The organism is Bradyrhizobium iriomotense, from assembly GCF_030160715.1.
Classification (GTDB): domain Bacteria; phylum Pseudomonadota; class Alphaproteobacteria; order Rhizobiales; family Xanthobacteraceae; genus Bradyrhizobium; species Bradyrhizobium iriomotense.
The window spans coordinates 96,725-115,663 of the sequence record NZ_BSOW01000011.1 but is presented as its reverse complement, the minus strand read 5'-3'; the positions used below and the strand labels follow the sequence as shown (position 1 = coordinate 115,663).

General features: G+C 65.2%; 15 protein-coding genes. 3 read left to right on the top strand and 12 right to left on the bottom strand.

Annotated elements, in window-relative coordinates; translation table 11 throughout:
• The first annotated feature begins 40 nt into the window (after positions 1–40).
• Together QQL28_RS17245 and QQL28_RS17240 are read left to right on the top strand one after the other, a co-directional pair.
• On the top strand, positions 41–1,174 hold the full coding sequence (locus QQL28_RS17245; protein ID WP_284267251.1) for a nitronate monooxygenase: 1,134 nt from the start codon (positions 41–43) through the stop codon (positions 1,172–1,174).
• A 143-nt stretch (positions 1,175–1,317) separates the two neighbouring features.
• The gene (locus QQL28_RS17240) at positions 1,318–2,817 is read left to right on the top strand and encodes an acetyl-CoA acetyltransferase (RefSeq protein WP_431309612.1); all 1,500 of its coding nucleotides are present in this window, start codon (positions 1,318–1,320) and stop codon (positions 2,815–2,817) included.
• 249 nt (positions 2,818–3,066) lie between these two features.
• Here QQL28_RS17240 and QQL28_RS17235 read toward each other — a convergent pair whose 3' ends face one another.
• The 6 genes from QQL28_RS17235 to ltnD form a co-directional block, all read right to left on the bottom strand.
• Positions 3,067–4,272 (bottom strand): efflux RND transporter periplasmic adaptor subunit, encoded by a 1,206-nt coding sequence (locus QQL28_RS17235; protein WP_284267249.1) that lies wholly within the window; start codon positions 4,270–4,272, stop codon positions 3,067–3,069.
• Positions 4,259–7,438 (bottom strand): efflux RND transporter permease subunit, encoded by a 3,180-nt coding sequence (locus QQL28_RS17230; protein ID WP_284267248.1) that lies wholly within the window; start codon positions 7,436–7,438, stop codon positions 4,259–4,261. The genes QQL28_RS17235 and QQL28_RS17230 overlap by 14 nt, the downstream gene beginning before the upstream one ends.
• Positions 7,439–7,657: 219 nt before the next feature.
• Positions 7,658–9,349 carry a methyl-accepting chemotaxis protein gene (locus tag QQL28_RS17225; protein ID WP_284267247.1) on the bottom strand — a complete coding sequence of 564 codons (1,692 nt, stop codon included), beginning with the start codon at positions 9,347–9,349 and terminating at the stop codon, positions 7,658–7,660.
• A gap of 149 nt (positions 9,350–9,498) precedes the next feature.
• Positions 9,499–10,770 (bottom strand): 3-oxo-tetronate kinase, encoded by a 1,272-nt coding sequence (gene otnK, locus QQL28_RS17220; RefSeq protein ID WP_431309615.1) that lies wholly within the window; start codon positions 10,768–10,770, stop codon positions 9,499–9,501.
• Positions 10,771–10,784: 14 nt separating this feature from the next.
• A complete protein-coding gene (gene otnI, locus QQL28_RS17215) occupies positions 10,785–11,567 on the bottom strand; it encodes a 2-oxo-tetronate isomerase (protein ID WP_284267245.1) in 783 nt (260 codons plus the stop codon).
• 13 nt (positions 11,568–11,580) lie between these two features.
• Entirely contained in the window at positions 11,581–12,495 is a 915-nt protein-coding gene (ltnD, locus tag QQL28_RS17210; protein WP_284267244.1) for an L-threonate dehydrogenase, read from the bottom strand.
• A 101-nt stretch (positions 12,496–12,596) separates the two neighbouring features.
• Here ltnD and otnC point away from each other — a divergent pair, with 101 nt between their 5' ends.
• Entirely contained in the window at positions 12,597–13,271 is a 675-nt protein-coding gene (otnC, locus tag QQL28_RS17205; protein WP_284267243.1) for a 3-oxo-tetronate 4-phosphate decarboxylase, read from the top strand.
• 93 nt (positions 13,272–13,364) lie between these two features.
• Here otnC and QQL28_RS17200 read toward each other — a convergent pair whose 3' ends face one another.
• The 6 genes from QQL28_RS17200 to QQL28_RS17175 form a co-directional block, all read right to left on the bottom strand.
• Complete coding sequence (locus QQL28_RS17200; RefSeq protein ID WP_284267242.1) at positions 13,365–14,069, bottom strand: ABC transporter ATP-binding protein; 705 nt, start codon at positions 14,067–14,069, stop codon at positions 13,365–13,367.
• The gene (locus tag QQL28_RS17195; RefSeq protein ID WP_284267241.1) at positions 14,053–14,784 is read right to left on the bottom strand and encodes an ABC transporter ATP-binding protein; all 732 of its coding nucleotides are present in this window, start codon (positions 14,782–14,784) and stop codon (positions 14,053–14,055) included. The genes QQL28_RS17200 and QQL28_RS17195 overlap by 17 nt, the downstream gene beginning before the upstream one ends.
• On the bottom strand, positions 14,781–15,755 hold the full coding sequence (locus tag QQL28_RS17190; protein WP_284267240.1) for a branched-chain amino acid ABC transporter permease: 975 nt from the start codon (positions 15,753–15,755) through the stop codon (positions 14,781–14,783). The genes QQL28_RS17195 and QQL28_RS17190 overlap by 4 nt, the downstream gene beginning before the upstream one ends.
• A gap of 1 nt (position 15,756) precedes the next feature.
• The gene (locus QQL28_RS17185) at positions 15,757–16,635 is read right to left on the bottom strand and encodes a branched-chain amino acid ABC transporter permease (protein WP_284267239.1); all 879 of its coding nucleotides are present in this window, start codon (positions 16,633–16,635) and stop codon (positions 15,757–15,759) included.
• Positions 16,636–16,769: 134 nt separating this feature from the next.
• Entirely contained in the window at positions 16,770–18,014 is a 1,245-nt protein-coding gene (locus QQL28_RS17180; protein ID WP_284267238.1) for an ABC transporter substrate-binding protein, read from the bottom strand.
• Positions 18,015–18,100: 86 nt separating this feature from the next.
• Positions 18,101–18,916 (bottom strand): putative hydro-lyase, encoded by an 816-nt coding sequence (locus QQL28_RS17175; RefSeq protein WP_284267237.1) that lies wholly within the window; start codon positions 18,914–18,916, stop codon positions 18,101–18,103.
• Between the last annotated feature and the right edge of the window lie 23 nt (positions 18,917–18,939).

The following is an 18,939-nucleotide window of genomic DNA, read 5'->3' as shown; positions in this document are numbered from 1 at the left end:
AAAGCAAGAGCAACACGAAGCCGGCCGCCGGGAGGGACAGATGAAATCGCCGATCTGCAATATGCTGGGTATGGAGTTCCCCCTGTTCGCCTTCAGCCATTGCCGCGACGTCGTTGCCGCCGTGAGTCGCGCCGGCGGCTTCGGCGTCCTAGGGGCCACGGTGCACACGCCGGATACCCTCGAGCGCGAGCTGAAATGGATCGACGATCACGTCGACGGCAAGCCCTATGGCGTCGATGTGCTGATCCCCGAAAACATCTCGACCGCGGGCGAGAAGGACGTCACCTGGAAGAGCCTGGAGGCGCGGGTGCCGCAGGCGCATCGCGACTACACGCGCAACCTGCTGAAGAAATACGACATCGAGCTGACCAGCACCTCCGTCGCCGACGACCAGCCGCAGCCGTTCGACGCCAAGACCGCGCTGGAGCTGCTGGAGGTCTCCTTCCGTCATCCGATCCGGCTGATCGCCAATGCGCTGGGCGTGCCGCCGAAATCGATGATCGAGATGGGCAAAAAGCACGGCGTGCCGGTCGCCGCTCTCGTCGGTGCCAAGGAGCATGCGCTGCGCCATGTCGCGGCAGGTGTCGACATCCTGGTCGCACAGGGCACCGAGGCCGGCGGACATTGCGGCGAGGTCTCGACCATGGTGCTGGTGCCGGAGGTGATCAAGGCGATCAAGCCGATCCGCGACGTGCCGGTGCTGGCGGCCGGTGGCATCATGACGGGGCGGCAGATGGCCGCCTGCATGGCGATGGGCGCGGCCGGGGCATGGACCGGATCGGTGTGGCTTGCGACCGTTGAATCCGAGACTACGGAGATTTTTCGCGAGAAGATGATCGCCGCGTCCTCACGCGACGCGGTGCGCTCGATGGGCCGCACCGGCAAGCCCGCCCGGCAGCTCCGCTCGGTCTGGACCGATGCCTGGGACCGCGCACCGGATAGCCCCGGCGCGCTGCCGATGCCGCTGCAAAGCATCGTCAGCCGCGACGCCTTCGATTCGATCGACCGCGCGGCCGCCGCCGGCAATACGCGCGCGCGCGACCTCGTTAGCTACTTCGTCGGCCAGGGCGTTGGTCTCATCGACAGCGTGAAGTCGGCGGGCGCGGTGGTGCAGGAGTTCAAGGAAGAGTTCGCCGAAGCCGTCGAGCACATGAACGCGCTGGTGGCGGAGTAGCCTCCCACCCACTCGTCATTGCGAGGAGCGAAGCGACGAAGCAATCCAGACTGTCACTGCGGATGCATTCCTGGATTGCTTCGCTGCGCTCGCAATGACGACAGAACTACCGTGAAATGGAATTCATGACAGGCAAGTCCAGTATGCCCCCAGACCGCATTCCCGTCGTCGTCGGCGTCGGCGAGATCATCGACCGACCCAAGGAGATCACCGAGGGCCTCGAGCCGCTCGATCTGCTGGAGCAGGCGCTGCGGCGTGCCGAAGAGGATGCCGGCGCAAAGCTGCTCGGCGAGGTGCAATCGCTCGACGTCGTCAACTTCCTGAGCTGGCGCTATCGCGATCCGGAGAAACTGCTGGCGCAGCGGCTCGGCATTCAGCCTTCGCATTGCTATTACGGCCCGGTCGGCGGCGAGAGCCCGATCCGCTATCTGCATGAGGCGGCGCAGCGCATCGCGCGCGGCGAATGCAGCGTGGCCGCCGTCTGCGGCGCGGAGGCGCAGTCGACCGCGACCAAGGCGGAGCGCGCCGGCGCAAAACTGCCGTGGACGCCGTTTGCACATGACGTCGAGGAGCCGAAGCGCGGCGCTGCGTTCCAGAAGCCGCTGGCCGTGAAGCTCGGCGTGTTCCGCCCCGTCACCGTCTATCCCTTCTACGAGGCCGCGTCCTCGGCGCGTTGGGGCCAGAGCCCACGCGAGGCGATGGCGGAATCTGGCACGCTGTGGTCGCGTTATTCGGAGGCCGCTGCACAAAACCCCAACGCCTGGCTGAAGCGGCGCTTTGCGCCTGAGGAGATCACGACGGCGACGGCGGATAACCGCCTGGTCGCCTGGCCCTATACCAAACTGATGGTCGCCAACCCCATGGTCAACATGGGCGGCGCGCTGCTGCTCACCAGCCTTGCGAAGGCGCGCGCGGCCGGCATTGCCGAAGACCGACTGGTCTATCCGCTCGGCGGCGCCTCGGCCGAGGAGCCGCGCGACTATCTGCTGCGCGACCAGTTTCACGAGAGCCACCCGCAGAATGCGGTGCTGAAAGCGGTGATGGAGCTCGCCGGCGGCGACGGCAAGCAGTTCGACGCGATCGAACTCTATAGCTGCTTTCCTTGCGTGCCGAAGATGGCGCGGCGAACGCTGGGCCTGGGCGCCGACGTGCAGCCGACCGTGACCGGTGGCCTCACCTTCTTCGGAGCGCCGCTCAACACCTACATGACACATGCGGCTTGCGCGATGGTGCGCAAGTTGCGCGATGGCGCGAGGCTCGGCCTGCTCTACGGCCAGGGGGGCTTCGTCACCAAGCATCACGGGCTCGTGCTCTCGAAGACGCCGCCCCGCGCGGCGCTGGCGCAGGACCCGAGCGTCCAGGCCGAGGCCGACCGCAACAAGCGTGCGGTGCCGGAGTTCGTCACCGAGGCTGATGGCAAGGGCAAGGTCGAGAGCTTTACGGTGATCTATGGCCGCAACGGCGACGTCGAGCACGGCGTGGTGATGCTGCGCACGGAAGACGACAGGCGGACGCTGGCGCGCATCCCTGCAAGCGACAGCGCGACGCTGACGCATCTGCTCGACCTGAATCGTACACCCGTGGGCTCGCTCGGCGAGATCGCGACGGCGGCGGATGGCGTGCCGGAGTGGCGGGTAGCGTAAGTCTCGTGTCCCGGACGCGGCGCAGCACGAAGTGCTGCTCCGCAGAGCCGGGACCGATTGCCGACAGATGGAATACGCTGAGCGGCTGGGCCCCGGCTCAGCAGCGCACCACTGACGTGCTGCGCTGCGTCCGGGGCACGAGAGTGCCCTAAAGCGCGATGAGATTGGGATGAATCGTCATCGCGCTTTAGGTTGTTGTTTGAGCATGATTTTTTCGGAAAACCGCTTCGCACTTTTCCGGATCATGCTCTAGCCCTTCGGGGCCTGTTTCTCGGACGCCGTTGCGGGTTTGGCCTTCGCGCCGGCGCCGCCGACCACGCGGACCTGGTCGCCGTCGGCAAGGCCGTCCGGCGGCGCGGTGATGACGCGATCGTCGGGGGCGATGCCGGATGCGAGCTCGATCTCCTTGCCGAGATCGCGCGCGATCGTCACGGTCTTGAACTGCACCTTGTCGTCGACACCGACGGTCGCGACCCGCAAGCCGCTGCCGTTGAAGATCAGGGCGCTTGCGGGAATGCTGAGTGGCGCGGAGTCGCGCTGGAGGCCAAGCTTGACGCTGGCATAGCCGCCGGGCATCAGCTCGCCTGAGGAATTGTCGAGCCCGAGTTGCATGCGCGTCGTCCCGGAGGAGACGTCGACCGCTTGCGATGAGGCTTCCACGGTCGCCGGGAAGGTGCGGTTGGGATATTCCGGCAGTGTGATGCTGGCCTTGGCGCCGATCCTGATCGCAGGCACGTAATTCTGCGGCACGCTGACGTAGACACGCAGCTTGGTGATGTCCGATATCACGAACATCGCCGGGCCCGAGCCGCCGCCCGCGTTGATCAGTGCGCCGACGTCGGTATCGCGCGCGGTGACGACGCCATCGAACGGCGCGGTGATCTTCTTGTAGCCGGCGAGCGCTTCGAGCCGCTCGACATTGGCCTGGCCGGAATTGACGGCGGCCTTCTTGTTGGAGAGGTCGGCGGTGCGCTCATCGATCTCCTGCGCGGAGACGAAGTTCGAGGCCACCAATGTCTTGCGCCGGTTGAGCGTCGCCTCCGACAGCCTTGCGCTCGCCTGCTGGCTCGCGAGATCCGCGCGTGCCTGCAAGAGTTGCTGATCGAGATCGGGCGCCTCGATCTCGGCGATCACCTGACCGGCCTTGACGCGGGCGCCGATGTCGGCGCTCCAGCTCTTGAGGTAGCCCGAGACGCGAGCGAAGATCGGCGCCCGGTAATAGGCCTCGAGCCGGCCCGGCAGGTCGATCGTGGCGTTGAGCGCCTTGGCGTTCGGCAGGGTCACGGCGACGCTCGGAATGGCCTGGTCGTCGGTCCACTGCTTCAGCTTGGAGCCTTGCTCCTCGCGCGCGCGGATGCCAGTGCCGACAATGAGGCCCGCCGCAATCAGCGCCACCACGCCAAAGATGCCCAGTTTCCGGCGCGAGACCGGCGAGCGTGGTTCAGTGGGCGACATGCGGTGTCTCCGATGCGGCGGCGGCTTTGGCGCCTTGTTTCTTGTGTACCATGCTAAACACCACGGGAACAAACATCAGCGTGGCGAAGGTTGCACAAATCAGGCCCCCGATGACGGCGCGGCCCAGCGGCGCGTTCTGCTCGCCGCCTTCGCCCAGCCCAAGCGCCATCGGCGCCATGCCGATGATCATGGCCAGCGCGGTCATCAGCACCGGACGGAACCGGACGAAGCCCGCCTCCAGTGCGGCCGCGACGGGATCGCCGAGCTCTTCGTAGCGTTCGCGGGCGAAGCTGATGACGAGCACGCTGTTCGCCGTCGCCACGCCCATGCACATGATGGCGCCGGTGAGCGCCGGCACCGACAGCGTGGTCTCCGTCGTAAACAGCATCCAGACGATGCCGGCGAGCGCGGCCGGCAGGGCGGTGGTGATCACGAACGGGTCGGACCAGGACTGGAAGTTCACGACGATCAGGAAGTAGATCAGCACGACGGCCCCGAGCAGGCCGAACAGCAGGCCGGTGAAGGCGCTGTTCATGGTCTGCACCTGGCCGAGCAGCACCACAGAGGAGCCCTTCGGCACCTCCTTGGCGGTGTCGGCGATTGCCTGGCGGATGTCGGCGGCGACGGCGCCGAGATCGCGGCCCTGCGTGGTGGCAAAGATCTGCACCAACGACTGGATGTCGTATTGCGACACCACCGCGCTCGAGGTCGAGCGCTTGATATCGGCGATGCCGCCGAGGATCGGCGACTGCGCATTGCCGGCCGCCGTGATCGGCAGCGTCTGGAGCGCGCTGAGCGAGTCGATCTGATACTGCGGCGTCTGCATCACGATCGAATAAGACACGCCGTTGTCGGGATTGAGGTAATAGGTCGGCGCGACCTGCGAGGAACCGGCGAGATTGACGACGAGGCTGTTGGTGACGTCGCGCTCGGTCAAGCCGACATATTGCGCGCGGGTGCGGTCGACGTCGATGTTGAAAGTCGGGCTGTTCGGCGACTGCTGGATGCGTGCATCCGCCACGCCGGGAATCCGGCGGACCTTTGCGAGCAGCTTGTTGGCATAAGCAAAATTGGCATCGCTATTGGCGCCACGGATTTGCAGGTCGATCGGCGCCGGCGCGCCGAAATTCAGGATCTGGCTGACGATGTCGGCCGGCAGGAAGGAGAAGCTGACGCCCGGAAACAGCCGCGGCAGCTGCTCCCGCAGCACCCGCACGTGCTCCTCGGTCGGCTTGTGGCCTTCCCTGAGCTTGATCTGGATATCGCCGTCCTGCGGACCGATCACGCCGGTGTTGTTGTAGGTCATGTTGATGCCGGAGATCGGCATGCCGATGTTGTCGGTCAGCGTTTCGATCTCGCTCGGGATCAGCTTGCGGATCGCCTTCTGCACGTCGGCGAGCTGGTTGGCGGTCTCCTCGACGCGTGTACCGACTTGGGTGCGGACATGCATCAGGATGTTGCCGGCATCCACCGCGGGGAAGAAGTTGCGGCCCAGGAACGGCACCAGCAGGAACGACGCGCCGACCACGCCGAGGAAACCGATCACGAACACCGCGCGGTGCGCGAGCGCCAGCGACAGCAGGTTGCGGTAGCCGCCGCGAATGCGCTCGAACCGCGCCTCGAAGCCGCGCTGGAACCAGACGAGCGGGTTGCGCGACTTCGGCGGTGCGCCGTCATGATGGACATGGGCCTGCAAAAGGTAGTTAGCCATGGTCGGCACCAGCGTGCGCGACAGGATGAACGACCAGATCATCGCAAACATCACCGCTTCCGCCATCGGCACGAACAGGAAGCGTGCGACGCCGGTGAGGAAGAACATCGGCACGAAGACGATGCAGATGCAGAGCAGCGAGACGAAGGCCGGCGTCACGATCTGGTTGGCGCCATCGAGAATCGACTGCTCGACCGGCTTGCCCTGCTCCAGATGATAGTTGATGTTCTCGATGGTCACGGTCGCATCGTCGACCAGAATCCCGACTGCGAGCGCAAGGCCGCCGAGCGTCATGATGTTGAGGGTCTCGCCGATCGCCGACAGCATGATGATTGCGCCCAGCACGGAGAGCGGAATCGAGACCGCGATGATGATCGTGGAGCGCCAGCTTCCGAGGAACAGCAGGATCATGACGCTGGTGAGCAGCGCCGCGATCACGCCTTCGAAGGCGACGCCTTCGATCGCGCCGCGGACGAATACCGACTGGTCGCCGATGAAGCCGATCTTCAGCGCGGCCGGAAGCTGGTCCTTGACCTCGATCACCTTCTGCTTGATGCCGGCGATGATATCGAGCGTCGAGATCGCGCCGGCCTTCAGCACCATCATCAGCACCGAGCGGTTGCCGTCGACGTGGACGATGTTGGTCTGCGGCGGATTGCCGTCGCGTACGGTTGCGACGTCGCGCACATAGACCATCGCTCCGTTGACGGTCTTGATCGGGAGGTTGCCGAGCTCCTCCATCTTCAGGGGCGAGTTGTTGAGCTGGATGTTGTACTCGAACGTGCCGATCTTCTGCGTGCCGACCGGCGTGATCAGGTTTTGCGCGGCCAGCGCGTTGGCGACGTCCTGGCCCGAGAGCCCGCGCGCCTGGAGCGCGGTCGGGTCGAGATCGATCTGCACCTGACGCTGCTTGCCGCCGAACGGATAGGGAATCGCCGCGCCCGGTACGGTGACCAGCGGCGTGCGGAGCTGGTTGATGCCGATATCGGCGAGGTTCTGCTCGGTCAGCCCCTCGCCCGACAGCGCCACCTGGATGATCGGCACAGTGGAGGCCGAGTAGTTCAGGATCAGGGGCGGCGTCGCACCCGGCGGCATCTGCTTGAGCAGCGTCTGCGAGATCGCAGTCACCTGGGCGTTGGCCGTGCGGATGTCGACGTTCGGCTGGAAGAAGATCTTGATGATGCCAAAGCCGTTGTAGGAATTGGCGGTGATGTGCTCGATGTCGTTGACCGTTGTCGTCAGCGCGCGCTGGAATGGCGTCGTGATGCGGCCGGCCATCTGGTCCGGCGGCAGGCCGGTGTACTGCCAGACCACGCCGATCACGGGAATGCGGATGTCAGGAAAGATGTCCGTCGGCGTCCGCAGCGCTGCGAGCGGTCCGATGATCAAAAGCAGGAGCGCGAGCACGACAAACGTGTACGGCCGGCTCAGGGCAATGCGGACCAGAGCAATCATTCGCCAGGCAATTCCAGGTCTTGCGTGAAAGCGGAGCCGCCCCGCGGGGATCCGCTTTCCCTTTACCCGAGCGCCGCCCTAAGCGCCAACGCGAAGCGCGGTCGCGTCATTCACTTCCCTGCTACCGCACTGCGGAATTGGCATCGCAGCTATGCGGCGCGGAATCAATTCGCCTCGCCGTCGTCCCGGCGAAGGCCGGGACGACGTTGGGGAGGGAGCTCACGCCGCGCGAACGTTGGTCAGGAACTTGCTGACCTCGGTCTTCAGCCGGCTCGAATCGTTGGACAGCATCTGCGCCGCCGACAGCACCTGCGAGGAGGCCGTGCCGGTCTCGGTCGCGCCGCGCTGCACGTCGGTGATGTTGGAAGAGACCTGCTGGGTGCCCTGCGCCGCCTGCTGCACGTTGCGGGCGATCTCCTGGGTCGCGGCGCCCTGCTCTTCCACGGCCGCTGCGATGGCCGAGGAAATCTCCGATAGGCGCTCGATGGTCGAGGAGATGTCCTTGATCGCGCCGACGGAGTCGTTGGTGGCGGCCTGGATGCCGGTTATCTGCTGGCCGATCTCACCGGTCGCCTTGGCGGTCTGTTCGGCGAGTGCCTTCACTTCGGACGCCACCACCGCGAAGCCGCGGCCGGCCTCGCCCGCACGCGCCGCCTCGATGGTCGCGTTCAGCGCCAGGAGGTTGGTCTGGCCGGCGATAGTGTTGATCGGCTCGACGACGTCGCCGATGCGGGAGGCAGCCTTGGAGAGCTCGCTGACGCGTTCGCTGGTGGTGCGGGCCTGGCCGACAGCGTCGCCCGCCATCCGAGCCGATTCCTGGACCTGGCGGCTGATCTCGCCGACCGACGAAGCCATCTCCTCGGTGGCCGAGGCTACCGACTGCACGTTGGTGGAGGCTTCCTCCGACGCCGCCGCGACCGTGGTCGCCATCTTCTGCGAGCGATCGGCGCTCGCCGTCAGCGTCGAGGCGGAGGCTTCGAGCTGGGTGGAGGCGGACGAGACCGTCTGCACGATCTCACCGATCATGGATTCGAATTCGCGGGTGATGTTGTCGACGCGGCGGCCGCGCTCGATCTTGACCTCCGCATCGTGCGCGGCGGCTTCGTCGGCCGCCTTCTTGGCGATCAGCGCTTCCTTGAAGACCTGGAGCACGTCGGCCATGGCGCCGATCTCGGTCCTCTCGCCGCGATGCGGCACCTCGGCGGTCAGGTCGCCCTTGCCGAGCGCCTGCATCGGCTCGACAATGGAATTGATGCCGCTGGAGACGTCGCGGATCATGTAGAAGCTGAGGCCGATGCCGATGATGAGAGCGGCGCCGAGAATGACGGACACCAGCATGAAGGCGAAGGCATAGCTGTCGGCGGCGTCCTGGGCGGCCTGGTCGCCGCCCTTGTTGTTAAGATCGATGTCCTTCCTCAAAACCTCGTCGGATTGCAGGCTGATCTTGTTGACGGTCTTGGTGTTCAGTTCATGAGCCTCGTGCGGGACCTTGCCGGCCTCCTTGCGCGATAGCGCCATGACCTCTTCGGCGCCCTTCTTGTAATCGTCCCACAGCTTGGACCATTGGTTGTAGAGCGCCCGCTCCTCGGGCGACGTGATCATCGGCTCATAGTCCTTCCGCGACTTGGCCAACGCCTCCGTCACGGACGCGGAGCTCTTTTCCACGGCGAGCTTTTCGTCCAGGGTCTCGGCCAGCATGTGCTCGCGGACCACGTTGCGGTAGTTGATGACATTGGCCCGCAGCTCGCCAAGGACGCGCACGCTGGGCATCCAGCTCGTGGTGATGTCGACCGTATTGGCGTTCATCGCTCGCATCTTCATGACGGCGAGCAGACCCATGCCGGTCATCGCGACCAGGAGGAAGGCCACGACGCTGATGATCTTGGCACGAATGGAAATCTTCGCGAACATTGCTGGGTCTCTCGTCGTCGGGAAATAGCTGCAACCAAAAGGAGTGCTGCCGACATCCAACACCAAACGAGCTGAGCAGATGTTAACTACGACTCCGTACGAGTACGGAACCCGAAAGAAATAAACAGAGGACTAAGAGAGCCCTGCGGTCAGCGCATGAGCCCAAGCGCATCGGAGAAAAACTCCGGCCCGCCAAAATTACCTGACTTCAGGGCAAGCAGCATGCCGCCTTCCCTGGCGCCGACTGCGCGCAACACCGGGACTCCCGCAGCGATCTCCGCGCCGACGAGGAAGCCGGGAATCTTCAGGCGATCGACGACGGCGCCTGATGTCTCGCCACCAGCGACAATCAGTCGCCGCACGCCCGCCTGCACCAGCCCTTCGGCGATATCGGCCATGGCCTGCTCGATGGCGTGACCGGCGGCATCGCGGCCGTGACGCGCCTGCACCGCGCCCACCGCCTCCGGCGTGGCGCTCGAAGCGACCAGCACGGGACCATCCGCAAGGCGAGGCCGCGCCCAGGCAAGCGCGCGCTGCGCTTCACTTCCGCCTGCGACAATTTGCTCCGGGTCGAGATGCAACACCGGCATGACTCGTTCGGCGTTCGCGATCTGCTGAAGAGTCGCTTGCGAGCAGCTTCCCGCGAGGCACGCCGCCGGTCCGCCGACCGGCGCATTCGCCTCGGCGCTCGCCGCATTGGCCTTGACCTTCCCCGAGGAGACCAGGGCGCGCGCCAGCCCAAGGCCTATGCCGGACGCCCCGACCGACAGCCGGTGGCCAGCGGCGACGAGGCCGATGGTCTCGAGATCGCGGTCGAACACCGCGTCGATGATCGCCGCGCCCATGCCCTTGGCCGACAGCTCGGCGAGCTGCGCGCGCACGGCGTCCGCGCCGCGCGTCACGCTTGCGAGATTGACCAGACCGACCTTGGTCCTGCTCTGCCGCGCCAGCACCCGCACCAGGTTGGAATCGTGCATCGGGTTGAGCGGATGATCCTTCAGCGGGCTCTCGTTGAGCGGAACAATGCCCACGAACAGATTGCCCTGGTAGACGGTGCGGCCAGTCTCGGGGAAAGCCGGGGTCACCAACACGATGGACTCGCCGCAGTCGTCGCGCAGGACGTCCATCACCGGCCCGATATTGCCGGCGTCGGTGGAATCGAAGGTCGAGCAGATCTTGAACAGCACGTGGCCCGCGCCGCGACCGCGCAGCCATTTCTCCGCCGCGCGCGAGCGCGTCACCGCAAGTCCCGCCTCGATCGAGCGGCTCTTCAGCGACACCACGACCGCGTCGACCTCGGGCAGCGCCAAATCGTCGGACGGCACGCCGATGGTCTGCACGGTGCGCAGGCCCGCGCGCGTCAGCGTGTTGGCGAGATCGGAGGCGCCGGTGTAGTCGTCGGCGATGCAGCCAAGAGACATTTTCGCTGCTGACGTCACGACTTTGCTCCAGCGTAAGGCTTGAACCAGGCGAGGCCATCGGTGGTCTTGCCGCGCGGATTGTATTCGCAGCCGACGAAGCCGGCATAGCCGAGACGGTCGAGCTCGGCGAACAGGAAGGGATAGTTCAGCTCCTCGCTGTCAGGCTCGTTGCGCGAGGGGATGCTGGCGATCTGGATATGGCCGATGATCGGCATCATCTCGCGCAGGCGCATGGTGACGTCACCATGGATGATCTGGCAGTGATAGATGTCGAACTGGAGTCTGAGGTTCGGGAGCCTCAGCTCCTCCACCACGTCGCGCGCGAAGCCGAAGTCGTTGAGGAAGTAGCCGGGCACATTGCGCGGGTTGATCGGCTCGATCACGATGTCGATGCCGTGCGGCGCGAAGAATTCGGCGGCCCACGCCACCGACTTGTAGAACGCCTCGATTGCGAGGCGATCGCCGCGATTGGCCATGCCGGCCATCAGGTGCAGACGCTTGACCCCGGTCGCCTTGGCATAGGGCAGCGCCGTCTCCAGGCTCTGCTTGAGATCGCCAAAGCGCGACGGGAGCGCCGCAAAGCCCTTCTCGCCGGCGTCCCAGTTGCCCGGCGGCAGGTTGAACAGCGCCTGCGTGAGCCCGTTGCGCTTCAACCGCTCGCCGATGGCCTCCGCTGGGTGATCGTAGGGAAACAGGAATTCGACGGCGGTGAAGCCGGCCTGTGCGGCGGCATCAAAACGGTCGAGGAACGGCACCTCGGTGAACATCATCGAGAGATTGGCGGCAAAACGGGGCATTGGAATCCTCTTGTTATTTATCGCCGGGCAGCTTCACACCGGTGACCTGCGCATACATCCGCGCCACCGACGCATCATCATCGCGGCCCATGCCGGCGGCAGCCGTCATCAGGAACATCTGGAGCGCGGCGGCGGAGACCGGCACCGGGAATTTTGCCGATCGCGCCATGTCCTGGATGATGCCGAGGTCCTTTACGAAAATCTCGACCGCGCTGCGCGGGGTGTAGTCGCCGTCGAGCACATGCGGCATGCGGTTCTCGAACATCCAGGAATTGCCGGCCGAGGCCGTGATCACCTCGTACACTTTGCGGATGTCGAGGCCTTGCTTGGCGGCAAAGGCGATCGCCTCGGACGCGGCGGCGATGTGCACGCCGGCCAGGAGCTGGTTGATCATCTTGAAGGCGGCGCCCTGGCCGGCGGCATCGCCGAGCTCGTAGAGCTTTGCCGCCATGGCGTCGAGCGCGGGTCGCGCCTTGGCAAAGGCCGCCGCGCTGCCGGAAGCGAGAATCGTCAGCTCGCCCTGGGCGGCGCGCTGCGCGCCGCCGGAGATCGGCGCATCCAGGTAGTGCCGGCCGGTTGCCTCGAGCTGCTTGGCAAGGCGCCGGGCGATGTCGGGGTCCATGGTGGCGGAGGAGATGAACACGCTGTCCTTCGACATGGTTTCGCCGGCGCCATCCTTGCCGAACAGGATCGCCTCGGTCTGCGCAGCGTTGACGACGACGCTGACGACGACGTCCGCCTCCCTCGCCGCCTCCGCCGGCGTCTTCGCGCCCGCGCCGCCGTCCTTGACGAAGCGCGCGACGGCGTCGGCCGAGACGTCGCAACCGGTGACGGCAAAACCGGCGCGCTTCAGCGATGTGGCCATGCCATAGCCCATCGAGCCGAGCCCGATGACGGCGACGTGCGGTGTTTGCGAGGCTGGCGACATGCGACTGATCCCTTGGAACGTTCCTCAATGGCCGGTCTCGGCGGCCTCTTGAACCGCATATCACGGCTTGGCCGCGCTGCCAAAGCGTGAGACAAACGGACATGACGGCCATGAGCAACGAGACGAAACTTCGCGAGGATATCTGCCGCTTCGGCCGCTCGCTGTTCGAGCGCGGCCTGACGCCGGGCTCCTCGGGCAATATCAGCGTCAGGCTCGACGATGGCGGCTGGCTGGTAACGCCAACCAACGCCTCGCTCGGCTTCCTCGACCCGGCGCGGCTGTCGCAGCTCGATTCCTCCGGCCGGCTCGTCTCAGGTGATGCGCCGACCAAGGAGGTTCCGCTGCACACCGCGCTCTACGAGACGCGGGGCGCGGCGCGCGCGATCGTGCACCTGCACTCGACCCATTCGGTCGCGCTCTCGATGCTGCCCGAAATCGACCCCCGCGCCGCACTGCCGCCGATGACGGCCTATTACCTGATGAAATGCGGCGCCACCGCGCTCGTGCCCTATTACCGCCCGGGCGATCCCGCGGTCGCGGACGCGATCAAGGGGTTGGCCGGGAAATATTCATCCGTCCTGCTCGCCAATCACGGCCCGGTCGTCGCCGGCGACACGTTGGAAGCCGCAGTGTTCGCAACGGAGGAGCTGGAGGAGACGGCGAAGCTCTATTTGCTGCTGCGCGGGCTGAACCCGCGGCATCTGTCGCCGGAACAGGTGAAGGATCTGGTCAAGGTGTTCGGGATCGCGCTGCCGGAGCATGGGGAGCATCACTAGCGCACGCCTGCTATCGTAGCCCGCATGAGCAAAGCGACATGCGGGGCAGATATCCCGGATGTCGCTTTGCTCATCCGGGCTACGGCACCGCCGCTACAGCCCCAGATACGCCTTGCGCACGTCCGGGTTGCCCCTGATCTCCGCGGACGCGCCCTGCATCAGCACGCGGCCGGTTTGCAGGATGTAGGCGCGGTCGGCGATCTCCAGGCATTCGGCCATGCGCTGCTCGACGATCAGCACCGTCATGCCGGCATCGCGGATGCGTTTGACGGCCTGGAAAATCTCGTCGACGAGTTTCGGCATGATGCCTTGGGAAGGCTCGTCCAGCATCAACAGACGTGGGCGCGTCATCAGCGCGCGGCCGATCGCGAGCATCTGCTGCTCGCCCCCGGAGAGCGTTTCCGCTCGCTGCTCGAGGCGTTCGGACAGACGCGGGAACAGGGTGAACACGAGGTCGAGCGGCCCTTCGCGATCTGCTTCGCCACGGTAGAGATAGCTGCCGAGGCGAAGATTGTCGCGCACCGACAGACGCGGGAACAGGCGGCGGTTCTCCGGCACATAGGCGATGCCGGTCGCGGTGATCAGATGTTGCGCCATGCCGTCGAGCCGCTTGCCGTCGAAGGTGACGGTGCCCGAGCGTGGGCGCTCGGCGCCGGCGATGGATTTGAGCAGCGTCGACTTGCCCGCACCGTTGGCGCCGGCAACGCAGACGATCTCGCCTTTCTCGACATCGATCGACACGGAGGAGATCGCAACCAGCCCCTGATAGGCGGTCGTGACTTCATGCACTTTGAGCATGACGATCTCCCAGATACGCGCTGATCACCTTGGGGTCGCGAACGACGTCCGCAGGCTTGCCCTCGACCAGCACCTTGCCGAGGTCGAGCACGATGGCCCGGTCGACCAGTGGCATCACGATCTCCATGACGTGCTCGACCATCAGCACGGTGATGCCGGTCTCGCGCACCTTGCGCACCAGCGCGACGCCGGTCTGCGCCTCAGTCGGGGTCAGCCCCGTGAGCACCTCGTCGAGCAAGAGCAACTTCGGTTCGGTCGCGAGTGCGCGGGCGACTTCGAGGCGGCGCTTCTCGGCCGGCACGAGATCGCTTGCGAGCACGTCGGCGCGAGCGGCAAGGCCGGTGAACTCCAGCACCTCATGCGCCTTGCGGCGGGCTTCGCGCATCACGGTGTTGCGCACCAGCGCGCCGACGATGACGTTGTCGATCACGCTCATGGTCTCAAAGCTCTTGACGACCTGGAAGGTGCGCCCCACCCCACGCTGGCAGCGTTCGGCCGCCGGCATCTTGGTGACGTCCTCGCCGTCGAACCAGATCGAGCCCTGGGTCGGCGGCAAAACGCCGGCGATGAGATTGAACAGCGTCGACTTGCCGGCGCCGTTCGGACCGATCAGCCCGACGATCTCGCCGCGCCCGACCGAGATCGAGACGTCGCTGTTGGCGACGAGGCCGCCGAAGCGCTGCCAGACGCCGCGGGTTTCCAGCAGCGCGGTCATCGCGTGGCTCCCTTGCGAGAGAACAGGCCGATCAGCCCCTCCGGCCGCGCCAGCGCGATCAGGACGATCAGCGTGCCGTAGACGATGAGATCGACGCCGCGACCGGAGCCGCCGATATAGGAGCGCGTCAACTCGGTAAGCGGGATCAGGATGACGGCGCCGAGCAGCGGCCCCCACAGCGTGCCGATTCCGCCGAGCACCGCCGGCAACGCCATCAGCAGCGAGAACTGGAAGCCCATCACGCTGCCTGGATCGATATAGGAAACATACATGGCATAGAAGCTACCGCCGACCGCGACCAGGAAGGCAGAGACGGCCGCAGCACCCATCTTGGAATCGAACACGACCACGCCGAGGCTCTGGGCTGCATCGGGATTGTCCTTCACCGCGCGCCACCAATAGCCCCATTTCGAATCTTCCAGCCACCAGGTGACGAACCAGGCGACGCAGGCGAGCGCCAGCGCGAAATAGAAGTACGGCAGCTTGCTGCGGGCAAACTGGAATTTCAGCCAGCTGTCGCCGCGCACGGGCATCTCGATGCCGAGCGCTGCGCCCGCCCATTCCCAGTTCTGGATCAGCAGCAATCCGATCTCGGCGATCACGATGGTGGCGATCGCAAAGTAGTGGCCGCCGAGGCGGAAGCAGGGATAGCCGAGCGCCATCGCAATCAAGGCACAGAAGATGCCGCCGGCGATCATGCCGAACCAGGGCAGCACGCCGAACTTCACGAACAGGAGCGTAGTGACATAGGCCCCCAGGCCGAAATAAAGCGCGTGCCCGAGCGATATCTGCCCGCAATAGCCGGACAGGATGTTCCAGCTCTGCGACAGCGCCCCGAACATCAGCGTCAAGATCATGATGTTCTGGACGTTCGGATTCTTGACGAACAGCGGCACCAGCGCCGCGGCGACCGCAAGAGAGGCCGCAACGAGGAGTTCGCGGCGACGCCGCTCTGTGAAGCTCTTGTCCATCTCACATCGATCCGAACAGGCCGCGTGGGCGAACGAAGACCACGAGGAGATAGACGGCATAGATGCCGACCGACTTCAATGATGGCGGCAGCACGAGCGCGGTGGTGGCCTCGACGAGACCGACCACGATGCCGCCGGCGAAGGCGCCGAACACGCTGCCGAAGCCGCCGAGCGCCACCGTGACATAGGCGATGAGCGCAAAGGAGGCGCCGACGTCGGGATAGATGTAGAAGAAGGTCGCCATGATGGCGCCGGCAAGCCCGACGAGCGCGCCGCCAATGCCCCAACCGAGCGCGAACACGCGGTTCTTGTCGATGCCGACGAGGGCCACCGCACCGGGATCCTCGCGGGTCGCTTCCAGCGCACGGCCGAAATCGGTGCGGTTGATGAAGAAGTAGAGCCCGCCGAACGCGGCGATCGCGACCAGCGCGCCGAACAACTGCGGCTGCGGCAGGAAGATCCCTGCGACCGATACCGTCTTGCCGCCGAGCCATGAGTGGGGGACACTGCGATAGTCGGCCGTGAAGAGCAGCTGCGCCAGGCCGCGCATCACGATCGCAAGGCCAAAGGTCGCGAAGATCTGCACCATGCCGACATTGGCCTTGGCACGCATTGCAAACCGCACGATCAAGAGATAGACCGCCGCCCCCAGCACAAACAAGGCGGCGGCGGCCAGTGGCGCCGACAGCAGCGGATCGATCGCGAAGAACGTGAACAGGAAGAACGTCACGTACATCGCGAGCATCAGGAATTCGCCATGGGCGAAGTTGACGACGTCCATCAGGCCGAAGATCAACGCCAGGCCAACGGCGATCAGTCCGTAGAGCAGCCCCATCAGCAGGCCACTCGCGAGACTTTGGATAATGGTTTCGGCTGTCACGTTGGTTCGTCCCCCGCTAGAGCCTATTCCGTTCCGATTGAATCGGAACGGGGCTCTAGACTCTTGTCTTGGCGCGTTTTCTTCACGCGAACCGGTCCCCACTTCGCTCGAAAACGCTCTGGCAACCTGACCGCTTACTTCATTGGCCAGACCGCATCGGCCACCGCCGCCTGCGTCGGGAAGATGGTGACGAACTTGCCGCCGATATATTGCAGCAGCACGGGATCGGCGTCGTTGTTCTGGCCCATCTCGTCGAACTTGACGCGCTTCCAGGGCATGATGGTCTGCTCGCCCGACATCTCGGTCGCGGCCAGCGCGTCACGGATCTTCTCGCCATCCGTGGATTTGGCGCGGTTGATGGCATCAGCCATGATGATCATGGCCATGAACTGCCGCGACGTGTTGTCGTTGAGGTCCTTGCCCGACTTCGCCTTGAACAGATCGTTGATCTTGCCGACCATCGGCCGCTTGGCGGCGAGATCGAGCGAGAAGCTGCCGCGGGTGATCGCGCCTTCGAGCTTGTCGCCGACGGCATCGTAAAGTGCCTTTTCGGAGAAGCCGGCCGCCTGCGCCACTATGGCGTTCGGCTTGTAGCCGAGCTCGGCCATGGTCTTGACCAGCAGGATGCCGTCGGTGGTGTAGCTCGAGGGCATCAGCACGTCGGCATTGGCAGCCTTGAGCTGCTGCACCTCGGCCGAGAGCGACGGCGAGTTGGCGCGGTACTTGATATCGGCGACGATCTTGTAGCCGCGCTCGTTGGCGAGCTTGGTCTGTGCGTTGGCGGAGTCGGTGCCGAAGATCGTGTCTTCGTGGAACAGCGCCAGCGTATTGGCCTTGGCGCCCTTCTTCTTCATCGCATCGAGGAAGTCGAACATCCCGGCCGAGAACATCTCGTCATGCGGCGAGGCGCGGAAATAGTACTTGAGACCGCGGCGATGCAGGCTCGGCGAGGAGTTGTCCGCCGACATGAACGGTGTCTGGTAGCGCTCGCAGATCTGGCTGATCGTGACAGCGACCGCGCTCTGATAGGAGCCGAGGATGGCGCAGACCTTTTCCTGCGTGATCAGGCGCTCGGCCTCGGCGCGCCCCTTTTGCGGGTCGCCCTGGGTGTCGGCATAGACGATACGGATCTTGGCACCGCCGAGACCGGGCAGGCCCACGCCCTTGGCGAGCGGAAGATCGAACTCCTGGTCGTTGTTGATGATGTCGATCGCTGTCTCGAACGCGCGCTGCGCGTCGACACCCACCTGCGCGCCGGAGCCCGACAACGGATAGGTCGCGCCGATGACCACTTCGGACGTCTGCGCACGTGCCACCAGCGGCATCAGCGCCGCAGTGGCAGTGGCTCCGAGCAATAAATCGCGGCGAGTGATCGTCATGACAGTCCCCCTGTTACGAATTTCGGCTCATCGATGGAGCGATTGATGCGTGCGGTAAAGCCCGAAGAAGCAGCAAATGCTGCCCACTAAATCACGGCCATATTCCTGTTCTTGAGGTCCGTCACCAGCATCAGCCCCGGCGAATGCGTGATCGCGAACGGCAGCTTCGCTGCGTTGATGACCGATTGCGGCGTCACGCCGCAGGCCCAGAACACCGGGATCTCGTCATCGGCGACCGGCACGGGATCGCCGTAGTCGGGCTTGCTGATGTCCTTGATGCCGATCAGATGCGGATGACCGAGATGCACGGGCGCACCGTGCACGGCGGGATAGCGCGAGGTGATCTGCACCGCGCGGATCGCATCCGCCGGCTTGAACGGGCGCATCGACACCACCATGGGACCGGCGAACGGACCGGAGGCGCCGCACGCGATGCTGGTGCGGTACATCGGCACGCGCACATTGTGCTCGATATGGCGGATCGGCATGCCCTCGTCGAGCAGCGCCTCTTCGAACGAGAACGAGCAGCCAAGCACGAAGGTCACGAGGTCGTCGCGCCAGTGCTTTGTGATATCGGTCGGCTCTTCCACGACCTCGCCGTCCCGCCACACGCGATAGCGCGGTACGTCGCTGCGGATGTCAAGATCGGCGCCGAGCGAGGGGATGTACGGACTGCCGACGTCGGACATGCCGATGATCGGGCACGGTTTTGGATTGAGCTGGCAGAAGCGGTGAAAGGCGCTGGCGTACGTCTCGGGCAGGATCGCCAGATTGCCCTGCACGAAGCCGGGGGCGACGCCGGCGGTCGAGCCGACCTGTCCGCCACGGTAGGCGAGCCGGGCCTGACGGCTCGGAAGGGCGTCGGTTGTTTCAGTTTGCTGCGCTGCCACCAAAACAGTCATTTGATCGACCTGCCTATAATCTC